Genomic DNA, 20,924 nt, shown 5'->3' on the forward strand with positions numbered 1-20,924 from the left:
CTCAGCTATCGCGGACAGCTACCTTCAGCAATGCAAGGCACAGAGGGTAATAAGCTCGATCACTCACGTGTGCTGCAGGTTGTTTTCCAGAATGACCGAGCGCCACTTCGCGACCTGCTCATAAAAGAACTTCCGAAACTCGTCAGGACCGGCCAGCGTCACATCGAGAAGCATCGTCGTCGATAGCTTCGACTGCATATCCGGGCGTTTGACGATCGACATGAGCTCCGAGACGAAGCGGTCTACCATCGCGGATGGCGTCTTCGACGGCGCATAGAAGCCCCAGAACGACGGCGCGCTGAAATCCGGGAAGCCGCTCTCCCTGACGGTCGGAATGTCCTTCAACGCCGGCAGGCGTTCCGTGCCGGTCTGCGCGATGCCGCGCAGCTTGCCATCGGCGAGATATGGCGCCAGCAGGCTTGCACTGCCTGCGATCAGAGGCACGTGGCCGCCGATGACATCGTTCAAGGCCTGCGGCGCACCACGATACGTGACGGCCGTCAGGTTCGCTTTCGCAAGCTTGCCGAGCAGCACCATCGACACATGACCGAGCGTGTCGATCAGGACCGCAAGATTGACTCCCGCAGGCCGTCGCGCCGCGTCGAGCACCTCGCTCAACGTTCGATAGGGTGTGTCGGGACCCGCAGCGAGCACATTCGGCGATGTGCCGAGCAGCAGGATCGGATCGAGGTCATTCTGCCAATCGTAGGGCAGGCTGACGAGCAGCGACGGATTCAAGAACTGCGGATCGGCATTGATCAGCCACTTGGTGCCGTCGCGCGGAGCCTTGCCCACGAAAGCCGCGCCAAGCGATGTGCCGCCGCCGCTGCGATTCTCGACGATGACGGTTGCGCCGAGCCGTTGCTGGAGATCGGGCTGGAAAAGACGCGCGAGGATATCGAGCGAGCCGCCCGCCGGTGCGGGGGCGACGAGCGAGATGATTCCCGACGGCCAATTGCCTTGTGCAAACGCGGAGCTTCGCGCGGCGGCAGCCAGGCCCGGCGCGGCAAGCGACCCGAGCAGAAACGATCGCCTTGAACTGATCATGTGTCCTCCCCGGACCCGCAGCCTTATTTTTCAGGTATGTTACAGGCCCACCTCCGGTGAACAACCCGCAACCGTGCCGCAGCTCATCGACTTCCATCATCATGCGAGACCGGCCGCGTTCTTCGAGGCGCTCGCCGAAACCGGCCGCACCACGATGGGCGGACGACCGTTTCCAAAGGGATGGACGGCGCGCGAGGCACTGGCGTTCATGGACCGAATGGGCATCGCCACCGCCGTGGTGTCGGCGCCCGATGCCGACCTGCTCTACCGCGACCGCGCCATCGCGGTCCGGCTGGCGCGCCTGCTCAACGAACTGTTCGCCGATTGCATCCGGTCGCATCCGGCCCGCTTCGGCGCGTTCGCGTCGTTGCCGATGCCGCATGTCTCGGACACGCTGCATGAGATCGACCACGCTTTCGATCATCTGCGGCTCGACGGCGTCATGCTCTCCACGAGCTACGACGGGCAGTATCTCGGGAGCGATCTGTTCGAGCCGGTGCTCGCGAGCCTCAACGCCAGGAACGCGCTGGTGTTCGTTCACCCGGTCACGCCGCCTGGGCTCAACCTGCTGGCGCTCGATTTTCCGGCTTCGCTGCTCGAATACGCATTCGACACCACGCGCTGCATCGCGAATTTGCTGCGGCACTCGATTCCGGTCCGATATCCGAACATCCGGTTCATCTTCTCGCACGCCGGCGGCGCGATGCCGTACCTGCTGCACCGGATGACACTCATGGAGTCCTTTTTGACCCCGGGTCATGTGCTTCAGGCAGACCGCGACCGGGATGCCATCAGGCAAGGGCTCCGTCACTTCCACTACGACGTGGCGCTCGCCGCGTTCGATCCGGTGTTCGACCTGCTCCGGGATGTCGTCGGGCTCGACCGCATCGTCTTCGGCTCCGATTATCCGCAGGTCCCGGACAGCTACGTCGAAGCGTCGGTGCGCACGCTGGCCGCGTCGCCAAGATTGGATGACGAGGCGCGGACCCGAATCGGGCGAGCGAACGGCGAGACATTGCTGAGCCGTAGCCGATGAGACCGAGTGCCCGCCTCTGGCCTGGACTTCGCGCCGCGTCCCTGAACGCGCTGATCACGCTCATCGCAATCATCGCCGGTTATCTCATCATCGAATTGATATTCTTCCGCGTTTTCCTGCCCAACGTCGAACTGCAAAGCCGGCCCCATCTGCCGGAGACCGCCGGCGTTCTGCTGCAACGCTCCAAAGCGGGGTTCGTGCCGCAAAACTATGTCGCCGTGCTTGGCGATTCCTACGCCGAAGGCCTCGGCAACTGGCTCTTGAAAAACGGAGGCAACGAAGCCTTGCCGTTCGGCTCCGTCGATGTCCTGCACGCGATCTTGCGCCGGGACGTCGTGAGCTTCGGCCGCGGAGGAGCCGGCAATGCGGAAGGTTTCGTACGGCAGCCCGCACGGATCCTTGCCGGGAGCCATTGCCTGATTTTTCCGACGATCCCCGAGCCGGACCAGATCATCGCTTATTTTTACGAGGGCAACGACATCGAGGACAATCTGCGTTTCCTCCAACGCGTCCATCAGCGATTTGGCAAGAGCGACACGACGGCAATCGACCAATTTCTCTCCACCGAGTACGCGCACTTTTCATTCTGGCAGTGCCGTCTTCAACTTGGCGATACGATCAGCCGAATGACGCGATTTCTGTTCGCATACAGAAATCTCAAGCTCAGCGATTTGACGGAGACCCTATCGGGTCCAAACAAGGTCATCGTGGGCCAGGCTGAACTGGATGTGCCGCTGGTGGAGGCCCCGCCGATGCAACTCGATGATGACGACATCCGCAAAGGCCTGGCGGTGTTCGAGCGCTCGCTGCTTTGGCTGCGTCATCGCTTTCCGGCGATTTCCATCACGGTCGTCTACATCCCGGCGCCATTGACGGTGTATCGCAAGGCGAACCCAACCGTGCATTATCGGTATGAGACGAACGATGAGCTCTTTACGAGCACAGCGGGTTCGGCGGCCCTGGAACGAAAAAGCGACCAGATGTGTTCGTGGGTGCGCGATATGACGACCAAGGCCGGCGCGCGGTTTCTGGACTCAAGGCCTGCGGCGCGCGCTGTTGCCGCCGACAACTTCATTCATGGCCCGGACGAATGGGAACACTACAACGAGCTGGGGTATCGCACCCTGGCAACGTTTCTGGCTCAAGCGCTCAGCCGCAGCGGTGACTCCGACCGATGCTCCGCGCAAGCGCCGCCGACGCAAGCAGGGCCGTGACCCGGATCACATCGAGCGGCGCCGGCACGGCGTTGCGCTACGGTTTGTACAGAAGATCGAACAGACCCGACACGTCCTTCGGCTCAAGCAGTTTCGCCGTATACTTCTGGTCGGCGGCATCGCGCAGGGTCAGTTCGAGACCTTTGACCTCCGCGATCTGGAGAGCGGCCTTGGGATAGAACTCCCGCGTGCGCTTGGCCAAATCCACGGTGACCCGGTTCGCCTCGGCGTAATAAGTCAGGGAGCGGTCGTCCTGGTACGCCCAGTCGACCGCGCGCTGGTAGACCTTGAGGAATTTCGTCAGCAGGTCGCGCTTCTTCTGGAGCACATCCGCGCGCGTCACGTTCACGCGCAGGGTCTGGCCGCCGATTTCGGAAATATCGCTGCCCTTGGCGACGATCGCGATCTTGCCTTCGGACAGCGGACCGAGCGCGAATGGCGGCACCGACCAGCCGATGTCGATCTGGCGCGTCATGACCTGGGTGAAGGTCGCAGGCGCCCCGCCCGCAGCAATGGGCTTCGCGGCGATCCCCGACTGCTTCAACAGCGCCAGCACCATCAGGTTCGTCGACGATCCCGGCGACGAAAACGCGATGGTTTTTCCGGCTGCGTCCTTCAACGAGCGGATGCCGCTTTCCGCCGTCGCATACCAGAAGGCGTCGCTCGCGCCCGTCATCTCGGCCGACACGACCCTGATCGGCGCGCCCTTCGAATAGCGGCCGACCACGCCCAGGAGGCCGTTCGACATGCCGATGTCGACGCTTCCGGACATGACCGCATCGAGCGTGGATGCCCCGCCATCGGTGTAGAAGGGCTCGATCTCGAGCCCTTCCTGTTTGAAGAAGTCCTGCTTGATCCCAAAATCGATGAACGAACTGTCCCAGAACCCGCGCTGCGAGATCGCGACCTTCAACGGTTCGGCGTTCGCCGTGGGCACGGCCAGCAGCGCTGTGACGATGCCCAGGGCCGATAGCCGGGCCGCCAGCATCTTGAGGGCACCTGAAACCCGGATTGAAGACCAGCCATTCCGCATAACGCCCTCCCCTGGTTCGCGCACGATCGCAGCACGCGTCGTCCGGCTTTGCGCCGTGACCTTCAGCATAGCGCACCCGTGCTTCACTTCTACCAGGACGTGGCGCCGGCCGGATCGCCAGCGCCGGATGGGCAAGCGCTGCCCAATCGCGCGGGCGAACGGTGCGACGCTGCCGAACCGCCGCCACGATTTCATCCGAAGTTGATTCCAGCGTCGCCGTATACAACCTGCCGGCAGGGGCCTGACACAATGCCGCAGGCCTGCCATAACACCGTCAGGCCAAAGGACCGTTGCACTGATGAATCATGGACGTCGTGAAGTCGTCGCGCTGCTCTCGACCGGCGCGGCCGTCGCCATCGTGCTGTACGCCTTGGCAACAAACTCCGGAATGACCATCAGCGCATTGCGCTTCGACGCGTTGTTCGGCGCCGATGTTCTGGGGATCGGACTTGCGCTGGCAACCGTTCTGATCGGCTGAACTGTCGCGGGATCAAATCCCGCTGGCGCTCCCTACCGGAATCGACCGGTGTTTCAGCCGAGAGAGTGCTGTTCCACTCGAATTTGGTTCATATCGACGCTACTCCGCGGCGGCGCCGCTCGCCTTGATCGGCCCGGCCCATTTCACGATTTCGCTTTTGACGAACTCGCGCAGATAGGCCGGCGTGCGCTGCCCGGGCTTCGGGATCACCGCGCCGAGCTTGAGCAGCCGTTCCTGGACCAATGGCGTGTCGAGCGCCGTCATCAACGCAGCGTGCAGCTTGTTGACGACCGGCTCCGGTGTGCCTTTGGGCAGGAACATGGCGTTCCAGTTGTAGGCTTCGAAATCCTTCAGCCCCTGCTCGGACGCGGTCGGCACGTCCGGCATGGCCGCCGAGCGCTCTTTGGTCAGCACCGCGAGTGCCTTCAGCACCTTGCCCTCGACCTGCGGCAGTGCGCCGAGGACGAAGTCGCAGCCAAAGTCGATGCGCCCGGCCGTGAGATCCTGCATGACCGGCCCCATGCCGCGATACGGCACGTGCGTTGCGTTGAATCCTGCGGCGTCGGTCAGCAGCGCGCAGCTCAGATGAGTGGCGGACCCCACGCCCGCGGAGCCGTAGGTCGTCGGATGGGTCTTCGCGTATGCGATGAAGGCCTTGAGATCGTCCGCCGGGAGATCCTTGCGCACCTCCAGCACCAGCGGCGACTCCGCGATCAGCGCCAGCGGCGTGAAATCGTTGGCCGCGTCATAGGGCGGGTTCTTGTAGAGCGTCTGGCTCTGCGCGTGGGTGCCGGTGCCGCCCTGCACGAACATGTATCCGTCCGGCGGCGCCTTGGCCACGCGAGTGACGCCGACGGTGCCGCCGGCGCCCGCGATGTTTTCGACCACCACCTGCTGGCCGAGCGCCTCGCTCATGCGCTGCGCGAGCAGGCGCCCGATCACGTCGGCCGGGCTGCCGGCGCCGTAGGGCACCACCATCGTCACCGGCCGGGTCGGAAAATCCTGGGCCTGCGCGCCCGCGGAAACCGCGAGAAAGGCCGACAGGATTGCTGCGGGAAACTTTGTCATCGTCGTCGCACTCTTACTTGCTCGATCGCTGCAGTTGACGTGAGTCGCGGCGCGCCCGGCCGCGTCGGCTAAACGTGCCCATACTTGTCGAGGGCCTGCTTCAGCGTCATGCCGGAGGCGATCTCCTGCCGGATCAGCACCTCCTTGCGGGTGAGCTCCTCGGCCGCCTCCAGCACGCTCATGAGATGGCCCGCCGGAATGACGATGCCGCCGTCCTCGTCGCAGAGCACGAAATCGCCCGGATGAATCACCACGCGCTCGCTGGTCGCGCCCGCAAGATAGACCGGCTCCTGCTTGCCGGTGACGCGCCAGCGGCCGATCGACTGCACCGCCGTGCGGTAGCGGGCATAGACCGCGAAGCTATGCTCGCCGAGCCAGCGCACGTCGCGGATGCCGCCGTCGACCAGCGCGCCGACACAGCCGCGCTCCTTCATGCCGAGCGCGATCAGTTCGCCGAAATAGCAGATGCCGGCGCCGTCCCCGCTCCACACGCTGATCTCGTCGGGGCCGACGCCCTGGCAGGCTTCCATCTTCGCCGCGTCGCCGGTGCCCTCGTAGGGCGCCATCTGGCCGCGGATCGTATAAGCAAAGCCCGCGAGCTTGCCTGCATCGGCGGGGAACGGACGGAAATCCGCCGCGAGCCCCTGATCGAACAACCCCATCTGGTCGAGCACGTCGGCCACGTTCGAGGTGTCGACCGCGAGAAAGCGCTCGCGGATCATCCGCTTTGCAGCGGGGTCAATTCCGTCAGTCATCAGATACTCCCAATCAGGCCGCCATCGACCCGAACCATGGACCCGGTCACGTAGGACGCGCGCGCGCTCGCGAGGAACGCCACCATGTCCGCATATTCCTGCGGCTCGCCGTAGCGCCGCATCGGAATCGTCGCGGTGCTCGCCGCGACGATCTCCTCCAGCGGCCGCTTCTCGCGCGCCGCCCGCGTCTCGTCGAGCTGACGGATGCGCTTGGTCGCGATGCGGCCGGGCACGATCACATTCACGGTCACGCCGTCGGCCGCCACCTCGCGCGCCAGCGTCTTCGACCAGCCGACGAGCGTCGAGCGCAGCGCGTTGGACAGCCCGAGATCGGGGATCGGCATCACCACGCCGGACGACACGCTGGTGACGATGCGGCCCCACTTGCGCCGACGCATGCCGGGCAGCACGAGGTCGGTGACGCGCGTCACCGACAGCACCATGGCGCGGAAGTGCTTCTCCCACACCTCCGGCGCGGTGCCGGCCATCGGGCCGGCCGGCGGCCCGCCGGTGATGTTCACGAGGACGTCGATCTCGCCCACGGTCTCGACGATCTCCTCCACCATCTCGCCCAGCGCCGCGAGATCGGAGAGATCGACGGGAAACGCCTCGGCGGCGCCGCCGTTCTTGACGATGTTGCCTGCGACCGCGTCGAGCGCGGCTTCGTTGACGTCGGAGACGCAGACCGTCGCCCCCTCCTCGGCCAGCGTTCCGGCGATCCTCTCGCCGAGACCGCCGCCTGCGGCCAGCACCAGAGCAACCTTGCCTTTCAGTCCCAAATTCATGTCGTCCTCATGATCCGACGCGCAGCGGCGCGTTGAGCTTGCGCAACGCCGCGACCGCGCTGAGCGGGGTGATTTTTCCGGTCTTCGGGTTCTCGCTCGGAATGTTGCGGATCGTCATCTCGAAGCTCGCGGAATCGGCATCGACCATGATCTGGTGCGTGTTGCGCTCGATCGCTGGATCGGCCCAGATTTCCAGAACCGTCCGGTCCGGCCCGATACCCGCGAGCGACAGCGCCACCGCGACGTTGAGATTCGCCGGAAAGCCTATCGCGGCTTCGCGCGCGGTGCCTTCGAACACCTTGGTCGGCACCTTGACGTTGCTGACGTCGATCTTGTTCTCGACGAGATAGGGCGCGCCCAGAAGCCCCTTGATCGGCTTCGTCGTCTTCATCCGCACCGAATGGATCACGCCTTCGGCGGCGGCGGCCACCGCATCGAGGCCGAGCAGCGCGCCGGTCGGCACGATGATCTGGCCGTGGTGCCGGCCGGCAAGCTCAAGCAGTTCGGGATGGCTGAGCAGCGCGCCGACGCTCAGCACCATCACCTTCTTGCCCGCCTCCAGCATGGGCCGGGCGATCTGTTCGAGGATCGCGGCCGGCGCGCATTCGATCGCAAGGTCGGCAACCTTCGGCAGATCGGCAATCGCCGCAACCCGGACACCGCCGCCAAGCTCGGCCGCGACGCGCTCAGCCTTCGCGGTGTCGCGCGCCGACACCGCGACGAGCTCGATGCCCGGCACCGCGCCGCCTTTCAGTTTGTCCGCAAGCGTCGCGCCGATCGCGCCGAGACCGACGATCGCGACGCGGAGCGGACCGCCTTGGGTGATCGCGGCGGATGGCGGGGGACTGGCGGCTTCGTGCTTGTTCATCGGGTTCGCATTCATTGCGGCGGCCGGCACGGCGCCGGGCCTGGTTCGTGGGATTGCAGGGCTTGCTTCACTCAGGATCGCATCGCGGCCTTCACGCGCTCCGGCAGCATCGGCATCCGCCTGAGCCTCACGCCGGTCAGCGCCGCGACCGCGTTGGCGACCGCCGGCGCGGCCGGCGGGACGCCCGGCTGGCCCGCGCCCGAGATGCCTTTGAAACCGGTGTCGACGATCTTGACCTCGATGTCGGGAACGCCGGCGCTGCGCGTCAGCTCATAGTCGTAGAAATTGGCCTCCTGCACCTCGCCCTGCTTCAGCGTGATGCGCTCGCGCAGCGCGGTGCCGAGCCCGAACAGGATGCTGGTCTCGATCTGCTGCTTGAGATGGCCCGGCTGCACGACGATGCCCGGATCGACCGCCGCGAAGATCTTGTGGACCTTGATGACGCCGGACGCGCGGTCGACCGAAACCTCGGCGACCTGCGCGCATTTGCAGTTCCATTCGCCGCCGTCGCTGTAGGCGATGCCGAGCGCCCGCCCCTCGCGGCTGCGGCCCCAGCCGGCCATCGCCGCCGCCTCTTCGATCGTGCGCCGCCCACGCGGCTCGCTCAGCATCTCGAGGCGGATCGCCACCGGATCCTTGCCGAGCTCCCTGGCGATGTCGTCGATGAAGCATTCGATCGCGAAGTTGGTGAGCCCTGCGCCGTTGGCGTTCCAGTAGCCAACCGGAACACCGCGATCCTGATGGATGAATTCGTGGTGCTTGTTGGCGATGTTGTAAGGCGTGACGGCCCCCGACATCACCACCACGTCGAAGCCTTTGAATTGCTCGAACTGCGACGTGCGCGCGCGCCACGTCACCGAATCCGCGACCAGCCGATGCTTCCAGCCGGTGATCCTGCCATTGCTGTCGACCGCAGCTTCCAGCCGGTGCGCCGCCGCCGGGCGGTAGGCGCCGTTCTGCACGTCGTCCTCGCGGCTCCAGATCACTTTGACCGGCTTGCCCATCTCGCGCGACAACCGCACCGCTTCGACCGTGGTGAGCTGCTCGGTCTTCAGCCCGAATCCGCCGCCCAGCATGGTGGTGTGGACCTTCACCTTGTCCGCCGGCACGCCGAGCACCTTCACGATGGTGTCGCGGGCCCAGGTCTGGCCCTGCGTCGGACTCCACAGCTCCACCTCATCGCCGCGCACCCAGGCGGTCGCGTTCATCGGCTCCATGGCCGCGTGATAGACGTGTTCCGAGGAGAACTCGCCCGCGAACGTCTTCGCGGCGGCGTTGAACGCCGCCGGCACATCGCCGGTGTTGCCACGCGTGACGCCGCTGCGCGACGGATCGCGCGCGGTGGCGGCGAACTCGTCGAGCGCTTCGAGGCTGTCGTAGTTCGCGCTTTTTGCGCCTTTCTGCCACTCGACCTTGAGCGCGCGCTTGCCCTTCACGGTCGCCCAGTAGTCGGTGCCGACCACCGCAACGCCGTGAGGAAGCTTCACCACCTTGAGCACGCCTTCGATCGCGAGCGCCGCGCCGTCGTCGACGCGCTCCGGGCCGATGACCGTCGCCTTGTCGTAGAGCGGGTGCGGGAAGGTCGCGACCGGCGGACGCAGCACCGACGCGTAGAGCATGTCCGGCAATTGCACGTCGATGCCGTATTTCGCGCTGCCGTTGACCTTGCCCGGCACCTCGACGCGCGGCACGTCGCGTCCGATCAGCCGCCAGTTCGCCTGCGGCTTCAGATCGCTGTCCTTCAGCGCCGCAAGATCGACCGGCACGGTCGCGAAGCTCGCGATCTCGCCGTAGCTCATCGAGCGGCCCGAGGCGGCGTGGATCACCTTGCCCGGCTCGGTGGCGACCTCGGATGCCGGTACGCTCCAGCGCGCCGCCGCGTTCGCAATCAGGATCTGCCGGGTCCGCGCGCCGGCCAGCCGCATCGGCATCCAGTAGCCGCGCATGCTGCGGCTGCCGCCGACGCCCTGGCTGTTGAAATGCACCGGATTGTTGAACACGGCATCCACCGGCGCCTGCGCGACACGCACACGGCTCCAGTCCGCGTCCATCTCCTCGGCGAAGATCAGCGGCAACGACGTGTAGATGCCCTGCCCCATCTCGGAGGTGGGACACATGAGCGTGACGGTGCCGTCGGTTGCGACGGACACCCAGGCACTGGCCTTGAACGACGTGTTCTGCGCGCGAGCCTCGAAGACCTCCACGCCGCGTTCGTTCAGGACAAAGCCGAGCGCGAAGCCGCCCAACCCGCCCAGCAGGGTTCGGCGCGAGATTTCAGGAATGCCGGAGGTCGCTGCGCGCATCTCAGCCCTCCCGCGCGGCGCGCTCGACCGCCGCGACGATGCGGCGATACGATCCGCAACGGCAGAGATTGAGTTGCATCTCGGCGAGGATGTCGTCGCGCGAGGGGCGCGGATTCTTTTTCAGCAGCGCCGAGGCGCGCATGATCTGCCCCGACTGGCAGTAGCCGCATTGCGGCACCTGCTCGGCGATCCACGCCTTCTGCACGGGATGCGAGGAGTCGGGGGAGAGCCCCTCAATCGTGGTGATCGCGCGGCTCCCCACTTCGGAGAGCGGAATTTGACACGACTGCGCGGCCACACCGTCGATGTGCACGAGGCAGGCACTGCATTGCGCAACGCCGCAGCCGTATTTCGTGCCGGTCATCTTGAGAGTTTCGCGCAGCACCCAGAGCAGCGGCGTGTCGGGATGCGCCTGGACCTGCCGGTCGACGCCGTTCACGCGCACGGATGTCTGGATCATCTGGGTCATGCTGACGCCTCCTCGGCTTTGTATATCATTATTGTGTTATGCATACAATAAGAGGGAGTATGCGTTTTTCAGCCGCAGCGCTCGATGACGCCGACAAGGCCGCGGCCCGCTGCGGCGCGCCGGAAATGGTCCCGCGATCCGAAGGAATTGCGGATCAGCCGGTCAGTGCGGTCGTTCTGTCAGATGGCGGGTGCGCTTCCAGCTTGCCCGCGTCCGGCGGCTACTTGCCGGACCGGAGCAGCCCGAGGATGCCGCTCGAGAGCCGGGCGTTGTGCAGCCGCATGGCGTTGTAGGCCGCGTCCTGATTGTCGCTCAGGATCGCGTCCACGATCTTGGCATGCTCTTCGTGCGAGCGCGACAGCCTGCGCTCCCCCGACTGCGATTGCCGGAACGGCGCAAGGCGCGTGCGCAGCTCGCGCGCCATCGTCGTCAGCGTGGCGTTGTGCGCACCGTCGCAGATCATGTCGTGGAAGGTCTGGTTGATGACGAGGTAGCGCGTCTCGTCCTTCTCGCGCGTCAATTCTTTCGCCTGGTTGTGGCACTCCTGCAGGGCGCCCTTCTCCACGGCGGTCATGCGCTGCGCGGCGAGCCGTGCACAGAGCGCCTCGATCTCGCATTCGGCGTCGAGCATGTCGGCGAGCTGGTCGATGCTGATCTGCGCGACGATACCGCCGCGATGCGGCACGAGCTCGATCAGGCCGCGCGCGCCGAGCTCGCGCAGGGCCTCGCGAATGGGCGTTCGCGACACGCCGAACTCGCTGGCCAGGGCCTTTTCGTCGAGCTTGTAGCCGGGCCTGAGTTCGCCTTTGACGATCTTCGTGGTCAGCGATTTCTGAACCCGCGCGGCGATCGTCGTCATTGTCGAATCCCCAGAAATTCTGCTGTCAGACGATGTATCCAAAGCCTCCACGCCGGGCAAGCTGTCCTGCCCGGCGCGGCGCTGTCATCGGACATGCCCGGGTCAGGCTGCCTTGGCGCCGCCGGCCGGCACGACGTCCTTCACCGCGCCCTTCCAGCCGTTCGCGGTCACGTCGAACACGATGCCCTCGGGGGTCTTGTACTTGACCTCGTAGAACACGTTCGGATCCTTCTCGAAGCGGCCGGTCATGTAGCTGCCGCCCGCGTCCTTGATCAGCTTGTCGGCGCGATCGGTGTCGTCGACCCACATGCCGAAGTGGATCAGCCCCTCGTAGTCCTTCTGCGTCTCGAACCCCGGCACCGGCTCCTCGCCGAAGTTCAGCAACGCCACGTTCATGATGCCGTCCGTGAGATACACGCCGCGCATGGCGTTGCCGGCGCGGGTCATGCCAAACGCCTGTTCGAAGAACTGCGCGGCTTTCTCCGGATTCTTCACTGCGATCGCGATGTGACGAACCTTGGCGGCCACTGGACCTTCTCCTTGGATCAAAGAAACAGGGTGCGCCGCATCAAGCGGCACTTGATGCATACAATCTAATATGCAAAGCATACACACGCAACAGGGATTTGCGGACCTGCGGCTGCCTGTTGGATGGAAAGAGGAGCGGTTTCTCGTGGTTTGGCACGCTTTGGCGACTTGTGACGCAGGCGGCGGACATTACGCACCGGCGCTGGTGCTCGACGGTAAAGCCTATGATCTGGAACCGCTTTTTGCCGCGCATCCGTCCCCCGCGCTGCAAGCCGTCGCGGCGCGCGGTCTCCTGTCCGAGTTCGGCAACTGGCCGGCCATCGCTTCGGAGCTCGCCCGGATCGCCGGACAGGCCCAGGCCGGAACGCTGAAGCTCGGCCCTGTGGCCCCGTCCCGTCTGGTCCAGCCGTTTACCCCGCATCGCATTTTCGCGACGGCATCGAACTTCATCGAGCACGCCAACGAGATGGGAACGGTGCTGGCCGCGAAGGCTGAAAGCGCCCCCTACGTCTTCATGAAGGCGTCCACCAGCGTGGTCGGACCGGACGCGCCGATCGTGCTTCCCGCCGTTTCCAAGCAAGTGGACTGGGAGGTCGAGCTCGCGGCGGTGATCGGCCAGGGCGGCCGCAACATCCCGCTCGACCGGGCGCTCGATCACGTTGCCGCCTATACGATCATGAACGACATCAGCGCGCGCGACATGACGCGGCGGAACGATTATCCATTCAAGTTCGACTGGTTCCGCGGCAAGTCTTTCGACACGTTCGGACCATTTGGGCCGTGGCTCGTCCCCGCCGCGCTGATCGACGATCCGCAAAAGCTCAAGCTGCGGCTCGAGGTCAACGGCAAGACGATGCAGGACGACAGCACCGCCGCGATGATCTTCACCGTCGCCGAGCAGATCGCCTACCTGTCGTCGATCCTCACGCTGCAGCCGGGCGACGTGATCGCGACCGGAACGCCGAACGGCGTCGGCATGGGCACCAACACGTATCTCAAGCCCGGCGACGACGTGGTCGCCAGCATCGAACGCATCGGCAGCCTGCGCAATCCCGTCATTCAATCCTGACGACGGCATGGCCCGCAAGCGCGCAGCGGATTTCAGCCGGGAAGTCCATGCGTAACTCTCTCGCGCCGGCGCGTTAAGAGACGCACATGATCAAAGCCAAGCGAATTGGGCACGCCTCGTTCACGACGACGGACCTCGACAGGCAGATCGACTATTACCGCGAGGTCGTCGGGCTGCACCTCGTCGATCGCGAGCCCAAGCGCGCATTCCTCGGCAGCAACGCCGGACAGCTCGCGGTGGTCCTCGAGCACGGCTCGCAGCAAAGCTGCAACCGCCTGTCGTTCGAGGTGTCGCCTGCGGTGAGCTTCGCCGACATGGCGCGCGAGCTGACCGCCAAGGGATTGAAAAGCGAGACGCGCAGCGACTCCATCCCAGGCCTCGCGAACGTCCTCACGTTTCAGGATTTGAAAGGCACCACCATCGAGCTGTTCTCCGAGCCGCGTTTCGTGGCGAAGGGGCCGGGTGTCGGCGGCGCGGTGGCCCTGAAACTCGGCCACCTGGCCTTCGCGGTGCCGGATCCGAAGGCCGTCGCGGATTTCTACGAGCAGGTGCTCGGCTTTCGGACCTCGGACTGGATCGGCGATTTCTTCGTGTTCCTGCGCTGCGGGCCGGATCATCACACGGTGAACTTCATCCGTGGACCGGCCAAGATGCACCACATCGCGTTCGAGATGCGCGACGCCGCTCATCTGCACAATTCCTGCGACGTGCTCGGGCAGAAGCGGATGGAGATCGTCTGGGGCCCGGTTCGGCATGGGCCCGGACACAACGTCGCCGCCTATCATTTCAATCCCGACGGACAGATGGTCGAGTTCTTCGCCGAGCTGGACAGGATGTCGGACGAGGAAGGCGGATATTTCGATCCGAAACCCTGGCACCGGGACCTGCCGCAAAGGCCGAAGGTGTGGGATCCGAGCCTGCAACGCGACATGTGGGGCACACCGCCCACCGCGAAGTTCATCAACTTCGCCAAATAGCCCGCGAAGCCGCAGGCCTCACGTCCATCCAGATCATCGCCAAGCCGCGAGCAGGACGTTGCTGCTGCAACACGTCCCGCTGCATGTTCGCGCGCGCCGTATCATTAGAAAAACTACTGTTTCTTATCAGATTTACTCAGCTCGGTGCCTTCTGCTTGCGTTAGCGGGCACCGCGTTCAATCGTCAGTCAAATCCATTCTCACAAGGGAGCCACCCGATGGCAAAACTCCGTCACGTCGCACTGATCGTCGAAGACCCGGAAGCCTCTGCCCGCTTCTTCGAGCAGGCCTTCGACATGAAGCGCGCCGGCAAGGCACGCCGCGGCATCTATATGTCCGACGGCATCGTCAACGTCGCGCTCCTCAAGAAGGAAGGCGACAAGGAAAAGGTCGGCATCTATCACTTCGGCATGTGGGTCGACGACCTCGATGCCAGCGAGAAAAAGGTCGTCAAAGCCGGCGGCGAATATCTCGCCGGACGGCCGACCTCGCCGAACTCGTTTTACGAGGCCAAGTATCGCGACCCGAACGGAATCGTGTTCGATCTCACGCATTCCGGCTGGGCCGGAGCGGTGAAAGACGTGGTTGCCAAGTAGGCGGGCAACAGCCAATGCCAGCGAAGCAATCCGTGATCGTGATCGGCGCAGGCCCCGTGGGCCTGTGCCTGACGCTCGCTCTCGCACAACAGGGCGTGCCGATCGTCCTCATCGAGGCGCTGTCGGACGACAACTATCTGCAGCAGGTGCCGCGCGCCGGCAGCAACCATCCTTCGACGCTCGAGTTCTTCGACAGGATCGGGCTGTACGAGCGCCTGCTGCCGCGCGGCATCGTCGCCCCGAAGTTCCAGTATTGGGACCGGCAGGATTCGGCCGTCATCGCGGAGTTCGACCACGTTCACCTGAAGGACGACACCAAGTTCCCGTTCGTCCTGCAGTGCGAGCGCATCAAGATCATCGAAGAAGCGCTCGCCATGGCCAAGGCGCACCCGCTGGTCACGGTGCGGATGTCGACGACGTTTACCGGCTTCAGCCAGAGCGCCGATGGCGTGACCGTCGAGGTCACCAACCCGGACGGCGAAACCGAGACGCTGTCGGGCGGCTACCTCGTCAGCGCAGAAGGCGCACGCAGCATCGTGCGCAAGGAGCTCGGGCTCGAATTCGAGGGCTTCACCTATCCGGAGCGCACGCTCAACATCGAAGTCGCCTACGACTTCAAGAAGCACGGCTTCACCGAGCGCAATTACATCTCCGATCCGGTCGAGTATTCGAACCTGTTCCATTGGAAAGGCCCGCCGGACCGCTGGCGTATCCACTTCCCGACGGACCCGGACGAGGACGAGGCCAAGCTCACCGATCACAAGGCGATGCAGGCGCGGCTCAAGGCCTTCCTGCCGATCGATGGCGACTTCGACATCTGCGGCTTCAACCTGTACCCGGTGCATCAGCGCGTCGCGAAGAAGTTCCGCGTCGGGCGCGTGATCCTGGTCGGCGATTCAGCCCACGTGAACAGCCCGATCGGCGGCATGGGACTGAACAGCGGCGTGCATGACGCCTTCAACCTTGCGGACAAGCTGGTCCGGGTCTTGCGAGGAGAAGCGCATGACGGCGAACTCGACCGATACGACAGGCAACGGCGGCAGATCGCGATCAAGCACACCCAGGCCCAGACCATCCGCAACAAGCGGCTGCTCGAGGAGCGCGAGCCTGCGGTGCGCCGGCGCAACCACGAAGAGCTTCGCAGGTCCGCCGAAGATCCGGTCCTGGCTCGCAAGTTTCTCCTGCGTGCGTCGCTCCTGGAAAGCCTGCGCGATGCGGAACAGATCGAGTAGCGGGCTACTCGACATCGTCCCGTTCGTCGGGTTCCCCGACGATGGCCATGTGATCCGCGAGAGCAGGTATCCGCTGCTGCAAAAGCGGCAGATACTTCGTCCGCAGAACCTGCCGGCAGAGCGCGCCGATCTGACGCGGCAGGTCGCCGAGCTCGTTCTTGCGGGCCACGAGAAGGATGTTGCGCGCCAGACCCGGCTTCGGCAACGCACGCAATTCGACGTTCGCTCCAGCCGGCGCCGCATGGACCACGTGCGTGGCCGGAGTGATCGCCCAGCCTTGTCCCATCCCGATCATCGCATACAGATCTTCCGGCGCGTCGAAGGTGTGCCCGTGCGGGATGTCGAGCCGCAGGCGGCGCAGGTGCTGCTCGATCAGGCGGCCCGCCTCGGTCCGCGCCGAATATCGGATCATCGGCAGGTGCTCTGCCATGTCGCGGAGGCTGGCCTGCCGCGGGACTATTCCTTTGGGCAGGATCAGCATGAAGCGCTCGTGAATGATTTCGTGCCGCTCCATGCCGTCCACGTCGCTGAGCGGGTTGGACGTGATGATCACATCGACATCGCGGCGAGGTAGGTCCCGCGCATGCTGCACGGCCATCCCACGCAGGATGGAAACGGTCTTGATCGGCAGTTTCCCCCGCACCACCGCCCTGACCAATGCCGGCGACAGCGTTCGCGCCAGCGTCCCGAACATCGCGATCCGCAGGTGGGGCAGCGGGCCCGACGCGATCTGGCGCACCTCCGCCCGGACCTGATCGGCATGCAGAAGCACGTCGGCGGCGCGCTGCCGCAAAGCCTGTCCCGCCGGCGTCAAGCGGAGTGGCCGCAGTCTCCGGTCCATCAACGTGACGCGCATCTCCGTTTCCAGGAGCTTCAGCTGCTGCGAGATCGCCGATTGCGTGATCTTCAGCTGCCGGGCGGCGGTGGTCATGCTGCCGGAATCTGCAGCCGCAAGGAAAACCTCCAGCGCCCGCAGCAGATCGATCTTGGCGTGCTCGCGCACCATCCGATGCCCAATCATTCTTTCAATGCCGAAACACCGCCGCGTCACGACAGCGCATTGCGTTCGATTGCGGATCGTACTGCGATCCGTCGAAACACGGAAACAGGCTGCTTCGGCAGCAGACGGAGAACTTGAATGGCACGTCCTCGACTTGCTTTCCTGGCGATCTTGATCGCCGCTGTGACCAGCTCTCGTCTTGCATGCGCAGCGGAATGGCCGGACCGGCCTTTGCGGCTCATCGTGCCGTTCAGCGCCGGCAGCAGCTCCGATACGATCGCACGCATCGTGGCCGCCAAGATGGCCGACTCGCTGGGCCAGGCGGTGATCGTGGAAAATCGGGTCGGAGGCAGCGCGATCATCGGCACCGACGCGGTCGCCAAATCCGCACCCGATGGCTACACGTTGGGGCTGGCGAACACGACCTCGCACGCGGCAAGCGTGGCGCTCACGCCGAAGCTGCCGTTCGACGTCCTGAAAGATTTCGTTCCGGTCGGCATGATCGGTCAGTCGCCGTTCGTTCTGGTGGGCTCGCCGAACCTGCCGGCCGCGACGCTGGCCGAGTTCGTGGGGCTCGCCAAGGCCAAGCCCGGATCGCTGAGCTATGCGTCCGCCGGGACCGGCACCCTCGCCCATCTGGCCGGCGAGCTTTTCAAGCACAAGGCCGGCATCGATGTGGTCCACGTGTCGTATCGGGGGACCGAGCAATCCACGCTCGATCTGATGCAGGGCCGCATCGACCTGTCCGTCAGCACGATCGCGCCGACCCTCCAGCAGATCCGCGGCGGCAAGATCAAGGCCCTCGCCGTGATGGACGTGCATCGCAACGAGATGATGCCGGATGTTCCGACGGTGGCAGAGGCGGGCGTGGCGGGTTGCGAGGCGGAATTATGGACCGCCCTCGTGGTGCCGGCCGGCGTGCCGAGCGCGGTGGTCGGCCGGCTGAACCAGGCCTTGAACGCCGCCGTTCGCAGCACCGCCGTTCAGGACACGCTCCGAATTCAGGGTGTGGAGCCGCTGCCGGGCCCGCCGGAGGCCGTGACTGCGGCGATCAAAGCCGACATACAGAAGTGGCGCGATATCGTCGTGGCGGCCAAGATCGGCGAGCAGAAGTAGGACGATGGAAAATATCACATTGAAGCTGGCCTGCTGGGAATACGACCGGACCCGCCCCCTGCTCGACGGGCGCGTGCGCCCGCAGGACCTCGAGCTCGACATCACGCTGATGCGCCCGCAGCAGGCCTTTCAGGCGATGCTCCATGGGCGCGAGTTCGACATCGCCGAAATGTCGCTCGCCAACTACACGTCCCTCAAGGCGCGGGGAGATTGTCCGTTCGTCGCCATTCCGGTCATGCTGTCCAAGATGTTCCGGCATTCGTGCATCTACGTGCACGCGGATGCCGGAATTCGCTCGCCGTCCGACCTGAAAGGCAAGCGCGCCGGCACCGCGCAGTTCACCTCGACAGGCGTCGTCTTCGTCAAAGGAGTGCTCGAACACGAGTACGGCATTTCCCAGCGCGATATGAGCTGGTGGATCGGCGGCCTGCACAAGCCTGTGCCGTCTCCGCAAACGCTCCCGAACGCACCGGAGGGCGTATCAATCCACTATCTCGGCGCCGGACAAACACTTGAACGGATGCTCAAGGCCGGCGAACTGGACGTCCTGTTCTCGAACCATTTCCCTTCGCTGTGGCTCGAAGGCTGGCCCGGCATCCGGCGGCTGTTCCCGGATTACCGGATGCTCGAACAGGACTATTACAAGCGGACCGGGATTTTTCCGGTGATGCACACGATCGTCATGCGCGAAGAGCTGCACCAGCGGCACCCGTTCGTCGCGGCAAGCCTGTATCGCGCGTTCTGCGAGGCCAAGGATCTGGCCATCGGCGACCTGTACGACACCGATGCGCTCCGCGTGACGCTGCCGTGGCTCATCGACCACGTCGAAGAGGCACGCCGAACGCTGGGTCACGATTACTTCTCGTACGGCATCGATGCGAACCGCCGCGCCCTGGAAGCCATCGGCCGGTATCTCTACGAGCAGCAGATCGCGCCCCGGATCGTCACGCCGGAGGAGCTGTTCATCGACGTGTGAAGCCTGGCCGTCGTCGCGAGCCGCGATCAGGTCGGATCGGCGAACGCCGCAAGTCGTTTGTTGGAGACCTGCAGCTCGGCCATGATGCGATCCTGGTCGATCGAAGTGAACTTGCCGCCGGCGCGCATGATGCGGCCGTCCGCGACCACGAGATCGACGTTCTGCGGCGTGCCGCCCACGACGATCGCATCCCAGGGATTGCTCATCGGGAAGATGTTGGGGTCGGTGGTGCGCACCGTGATGAGGTCCGCGCGCTTGCCGACCGAAAGCGATCCAGTCTCGGCCGCGAGGCCCAAGGCCTTGGCGCCTTCGATGGTGGCGAGCTCGACCATCCGTTTGGTGGAAATCGCCGGTACGGTCTCTCCCATCCGATGCTTGTGGTATTTGTAAAGCGTCCGCATCACGTTGAAATAGTCCGCGGTGCCTTCCACGGTTTCGTCGAGCGACAGGCTGGTGAGGACCTTGTCCTGAATGAGCTCGCCGAGTTGCACCACGCCGCCCTCGGGCGGACGCATCACTTCACCGATGGGAGACGTGGCGAAGCTCGTGCCGCGGCTGCGCAGGATCGCGCGCTCCTCCGCCACGGTGAACATCGGATGGACCAGCTGGACGTCGGGACCGAGCAGCTTCTCCTTTTCGAGCTCGAAAACCAGATCCTTTGGCGAGGCGTGCAGCGTGATCGGCAGGTTGAGCTCGCGGGCGCCGCCCCAATCCCGATGCGCCATCGCGAAGGTGATCGCGCCGCGGATGCTCTGCCCGGGAACGAGATTGCGCGAACAAATGCCAAGCGACAGGCGGCCATCCGTCGTCGCGGGATCGCCGAACCATTCCTTTTTAACCCGCGCCAGATCGGCGAGGTCCATCGGCTGATCGGTCGGTCCACGCTGCGGCCCGCCATAGGAGTATCGGCCGCGAATGCCCATGTCGCGCATGGCCGAAAGCTCGGCGTCGGCCCAGGCCGGGCCGCGCGTGTTGTGACACCAGTTGTGCACCGTGGTGATGCCGCACGTCAGCGCTTCCGTGAGTCCGAAGCTGACGGCGCGATAGGCATCCTCCGGCAACGTGTTGATTCCGATGCGCGACGTCAGCGGGAAATACCAATAGCGGGGATCGTTGGTCCGGAGCCAAGCCCGGCAGTTGCAATTCCACAGATGCCAATGGGTGTCGATGAAGCCCGGCATCACGATCATGCCGCGCCCGTCGATCACCCGGGCGCCTGGCGCCGCGAGATTGGTCCCGACGGCCATGATCCGGCCGTTGCGGACATGGACGTCGCCGTTCGGCAGTTCGCCCACCGCCGGATCCATGGACAGAACATGGCCGTTGCGGATCACGAACTCGGTGCGTTCCGGAAGCGCTCCTCGCGGGGACGCGGAGCTTTGAAAGGGGCTGCGCTCTTGCGCGCGCAGGGCAGCGCTCAACATCACGGTTGAGCCGATCGCGGCCGTCGCGCTGAACAGGAATCTCCGGTTGATCTTTTTCATGGACGTTGGCTCCCGATGCATTCTTTAAGTTT

The 20,924-nt window shown here is 64.8% G+C and carries 21 protein-coding genes; 9 read left to right on the forward strand and 12 right to left on the reverse strand.

Translation table 11 applies throughout. From position 1 onward, the window contains the following. Nucleotides 1-63 precede the first annotated feature (63 nt). The gene (locus tag RHPLAN_RS31975) at nt 64-1,047 is read right to left on the reverse strand and encodes a Bug family tripartite tricarboxylate transporter substrate binding protein (protein WP_068027193.1); all 984 of its coding nucleotides are present in this window, start codon (nt 1,045-1,047) and stop codon (nt 64-66) included. Between the two features lie 73 nt (nt 1,048-1,120). On the opposite strand from RHPLAN_RS31975, the gene RHPLAN_RS31980 reads away from it, so the two are divergent. Together RHPLAN_RS31980 and RHPLAN_RS31985 are read left to right on the forward strand one after the other, a co-directional pair. Further along, nucleotides 1,121-2,083: an amidohydrolase family protein gene (locus tag RHPLAN_RS31980; protein ID WP_068027195.1), complete on the forward strand. Its 963-nt coding sequence runs from the start codon at nt 1,121-1,123 to the stop codon at nt 2,081-2,083. Then, on the forward strand, nt 2,080-3,297 hold the full coding sequence (locus RHPLAN_RS31985) for a hypothetical protein (RefSeq protein WP_068027198.1): 1,218 nt from the start codon (nt 2,080-2,082) through the stop codon (nt 3,295-3,297). Before RHPLAN_RS31980 ends, RHPLAN_RS31985 begins: the two co-directional genes overlap by 4 nt. A 37-nt stretch (nt 3,298-3,334) precedes the next feature. Here RHPLAN_RS31985 and RHPLAN_RS31990 read toward each other — a convergent pair whose 3' ends face one another. Then, nucleotides 3,335-4,597, reverse strand: a complete 1,263-nt coding sequence (locus tag RHPLAN_RS31990; protein ID WP_084246008.1) for an ABC transporter substrate-binding protein — start codon at nt 4,595-4,597, stop codon at nt 3,335-3,337. A gap of 31 nt (nt 4,598-4,628) precedes the next feature. On the opposite strand from RHPLAN_RS31990, the gene RHPLAN_RS31995 reads away from it, so the two are divergent. Next, nucleotides 4,629-4,808, forward strand: a complete 180-nt coding sequence (locus RHPLAN_RS31995; RefSeq protein WP_068027203.1) for a hypothetical protein — start codon at nt 4,629-4,631, stop codon at nt 4,806-4,808. A gap of 99 nt (nt 4,809-4,907) precedes the next feature. On the opposite strand, the gene RHPLAN_RS32000 is transcribed toward RHPLAN_RS31995, so the two are convergent. The 8 genes from RHPLAN_RS32000 to RHPLAN_RS32035 form a co-directional block, all read right to left on the reverse strand. Beyond that, nucleotides 4,908-5,876 (reverse strand): Bug family tripartite tricarboxylate transporter substrate binding protein, encoded by a 969-nt coding sequence (locus tag RHPLAN_RS32000; RefSeq protein WP_068027206.1) that lies wholly within the window; start codon nt 5,874-5,876, stop codon nt 4,908-4,910. A gap of 68 nt (nt 5,877-5,944) precedes the next feature. Continuing rightward, nucleotides 5,945-6,631 (reverse strand): RraA family protein, encoded by a 687-nt coding sequence (locus tag RHPLAN_RS32005; RefSeq protein ID WP_084246010.1) that lies wholly within the window; start codon nt 6,629-6,631, stop codon nt 5,945-5,947. Beyond that, a complete protein-coding gene (locus RHPLAN_RS32010; RefSeq protein ID WP_068027209.1) occupies nt 6,631-7,416 on the reverse strand; it encodes an SDR family oxidoreductase in 786 nt (261 codons plus the stop codon). The genes RHPLAN_RS32005 and RHPLAN_RS32010 overlap by 1 nt, the downstream gene beginning before the upstream one ends. 7 nt (nt 7,417-7,423) lie before the next feature. Further along, nucleotides 7,424-8,284 carry an aspartate dehydrogenase gene (locus tag RHPLAN_RS32015; RefSeq protein WP_084246691.1) on the reverse strand — a complete coding sequence of 287 codons (861 nt, stop codon included), beginning with the start codon at nt 8,282-8,284 and terminating at the stop codon, nt 7,424-7,426. Between the two features lie 71 nt (nt 8,285-8,355). Beyond that, a complete protein-coding gene (locus RHPLAN_RS32020; protein ID WP_084246012.1) occupies nt 8,356-10,587 on the reverse strand; it encodes a xanthine dehydrogenase family protein molybdopterin-binding subunit in 2,232 nt (743 codons plus the stop codon). A gap of 1 nt (nt 10,588) precedes the next feature. After that, entirely contained in the window at nt 10,589-11,056 is a 468-nt protein-coding gene (locus RHPLAN_RS32025) for a (2Fe-2S)-binding protein (protein ID WP_442971793.1), read from the reverse strand. Between the two features lie 220 nt (nt 11,057-11,276). Further along, nucleotides 11,277-11,915, reverse strand: coding sequence for a GntR family transcriptional regulator (locus RHPLAN_RS32030; RefSeq protein ID WP_068027215.1), 639 nt, complete (start codon nt 11,913-11,915; stop codon nt 11,277-11,279). A 102-nt stretch (nt 11,916-12,017) separates the two neighbouring features. Next, nucleotides 12,018-12,443: a VOC family protein gene (locus RHPLAN_RS32035; RefSeq protein WP_068027218.1), complete on the reverse strand. Its 426-nt coding sequence runs from the start codon at nt 12,441-12,443 to the stop codon at nt 12,018-12,020. Nucleotides 12,444-12,588: 145 nt separating this feature from the next. On the opposite strand from RHPLAN_RS32035, the gene RHPLAN_RS32040 reads away from it, so the two are divergent. The 4 genes from RHPLAN_RS32040 (at nt 12,589) to RHPLAN_RS32055 (ending at nt 16,316) form a co-directional block, all read left to right on the forward strand. Then, nucleotides 12,589-13,512, forward strand: coding sequence for a fumarylacetoacetate hydrolase family protein (locus tag RHPLAN_RS32040; RefSeq protein ID WP_068032160.1), 924 nt, complete (start codon nt 12,589-12,591; stop codon nt 13,510-13,512). Between the two features lie 86 nt (nt 13,513-13,598). Then, nucleotides 13,599-14,489 (forward strand): VOC family protein, encoded by an 891-nt coding sequence (locus RHPLAN_RS32045; RefSeq protein WP_068027223.1) that lies wholly within the window; start codon nt 13,599-13,601, stop codon nt 14,487-14,489. Nucleotides 14,490-14,706: 217 nt separating this feature from the next. Continuing rightward, nucleotides 14,707-15,084, forward strand: coding sequence for a VOC family protein (locus RHPLAN_RS32050; protein ID WP_068027226.1), 378 nt, complete (start codon nt 14,707-14,709; stop codon nt 15,082-15,084). A 14-nt stretch (nt 15,085-15,098) separates the two neighbouring features. Next, complete coding sequence (locus RHPLAN_RS32055; RefSeq protein WP_068027229.1) at nt 15,099-16,316, forward strand: FAD-dependent oxidoreductase; 1,218 nt, start codon at nt 15,099-15,101, stop codon at nt 16,314-16,316. Between the two features lie 4 nt (nt 16,317-16,320). On the opposite strand, the gene RHPLAN_RS32060 is transcribed toward RHPLAN_RS32055, so the two are convergent. Continuing rightward, complete coding sequence (locus RHPLAN_RS32060; RefSeq protein WP_068027232.1) at nt 16,321-17,322, reverse strand: LysR family transcriptional regulator; 1,002 nt, start codon at nt 17,320-17,322, stop codon at nt 16,321-16,323. A gap of 132 nt (nt 17,323-17,454) precedes the next feature. On the opposite strand from RHPLAN_RS32060, the gene RHPLAN_RS32065 reads away from it, so the two are divergent. After that, on the forward strand, nt 17,455-18,432 hold the full coding sequence (locus tag RHPLAN_RS32065; RefSeq protein ID WP_084246018.1) for a Bug family tripartite tricarboxylate transporter substrate binding protein: 978 nt from the start codon (nt 17,455-17,457) through the stop codon (nt 18,430-18,432). 4 nt (nt 18,433-18,436) lie between these two features. Then, nucleotides 18,437-19,408: a PhnD/SsuA/transferrin family substrate-binding protein gene (locus RHPLAN_RS32070; protein WP_068027238.1), complete on the forward strand. Its 972-nt coding sequence runs from the start codon at nt 18,437-18,439 to the stop codon at nt 19,406-19,408. A gap of 26 nt (nt 19,409-19,434) precedes the next feature. Here the strand turns inward: RHPLAN_RS32070 and RHPLAN_RS32075 are convergent, their stop codons facing one another. After that, the gene (locus RHPLAN_RS32075; protein WP_068027241.1) at nt 19,435-20,892 is read right to left on the reverse strand and encodes an amidohydrolase family protein; all 1,458 of its coding nucleotides are present in this window, start codon (nt 20,890-20,892) and stop codon (nt 19,435-19,437) included. Between the last annotated feature and the right edge of the window lie 32 nt (nt 20,893-20,924).

The organism is Rhodoplanes sp. Z2-YC6860 (genome assembly GCF_001579845.1).
Classification (GTDB): Bacteria; Pseudomonadota; Alphaproteobacteria; order Rhizobiales; family Xanthobacteraceae; genus Z2-YC6860.

What these genes read in the sequence shown, in the direction of transcription:
- RHPLAN_RS32065 (WP_084246018.1), top strand. Translation starts at nt 17,455, where the DNA reads ATGGCACGTCCTCGACTTGCTTTCCTGGCGATCTTGATCGCCGCTGTG.
- RHPLAN_RS32010 (WP_068027209.1), bottom strand. Translation starts at nt 7,416, where the DNA reads ATGAATTTGGGACTGAAAGGCAAGGTTGCTCTGGTGCTGGCCGCAGGC.
- RHPLAN_RS32015 (WP_084246691.1), bottom strand. Translation starts at nt 8,284, where the DNA reads ATGAACAAGCACGAAGCCGCCAGTCCCCCGCCATCCGCCGCGATCACC.
- RHPLAN_RS31995 (WP_068027203.1), top strand. Translation starts at nt 4,629, where the DNA reads ATGAATCATGGACGTCGTGAAGTCGTCGCGCTGCTCTCGACCGGCGCG.
- RHPLAN_RS32070 (WP_068027238.1), top strand. Translation starts at nt 18,437, where the DNA reads ATGGAAAATATCACATTGAAGCTGGCCTGCTGGGAATACGACCGGACC.
- RHPLAN_RS32060 (WP_068027232.1), bottom strand. Translation starts at nt 17,322, where the DNA reads ATGGTGCGCGAGCACGCCAAGATCGATCTGCTGCGGGCGCTGGAGGTT.
- RHPLAN_RS31990 (WP_084246008.1), bottom strand. Translation starts at nt 4,597, where the DNA reads ATGGCAGGCCTGCGGCATTGTGTCAGGCCCCTGCCGGCAGGTTGTATA.
- RHPLAN_RS32000 (WP_068027206.1), bottom strand. Translation starts at nt 5,876, where the DNA reads ATGACAAAGTTTCCCGCAGCAATCCTGTCGGCCTTTCTCGCGGTTTCC.
- RHPLAN_RS32020 (WP_084246012.1), bottom strand. Translation starts at nt 10,587, where the DNA reads ATGCGCGCAGCGACCTCCGGCATTCCTGAAATCTCGCGCCGAACCCTG.
- RHPLAN_RS32025 (WP_442971793.1), bottom strand. Translation starts at nt 11,056, where the DNA reads ATGACCCAGATGATCCAGACATCCGTGCGCGTGAACGGCGTCGACCGG.
- RHPLAN_RS31975 (WP_068027193.1), bottom strand. Translation starts at nt 1,047, where the DNA reads ATGATCAGTTCAAGGCGATCGTTTCTGCTCGGGTCGCTTGCCGCGCCG.
- RHPLAN_RS32005 (WP_084246010.1), bottom strand. Translation starts at nt 6,631, where the DNA reads ATGACTGACGGAATTGACCCCGCTGCAAAGCGGATGATCCGCGAGCGC.
- RHPLAN_RS32055 (WP_068027229.1), top strand. Translation starts at nt 15,099, where the DNA reads ATGCCAGCGAAGCAATCCGTGATCGTGATCGGCGCAGGCCCCGTGGGC.
- RHPLAN_RS32075 (WP_068027241.1), bottom strand. Translation starts at nt 20,892, where the DNA reads ATGAAAAAGATCAACCGGAGATTCCTGTTCAGCGCGACGGCCGCGATC.
- RHPLAN_RS32050 (WP_068027226.1), top strand. Translation starts at nt 14,707, where the DNA reads ATGGCAAAACTCCGTCACGTCGCACTGATCGTCGAAGACCCGGAAGCC.
- RHPLAN_RS32045 (WP_068027223.1), top strand. Translation starts at nt 13,599, where the DNA reads ATGATCAAAGCCAAGCGAATTGGGCACGCCTCGTTCACGACGACGGAC.
- RHPLAN_RS32030 (WP_068027215.1), bottom strand. Translation starts at nt 11,915, where the DNA reads ATGACGACGATCGCCGCGCGGGTTCAGAAATCGCTGACCACGAAGATC.
- RHPLAN_RS31985 (WP_068027198.1), top strand. Translation starts at nt 2,080, where the DNA reads ATGAGACCGAGTGCCCGCCTCTGGCCTGGACTTCGCGCCGCGTCCCTG.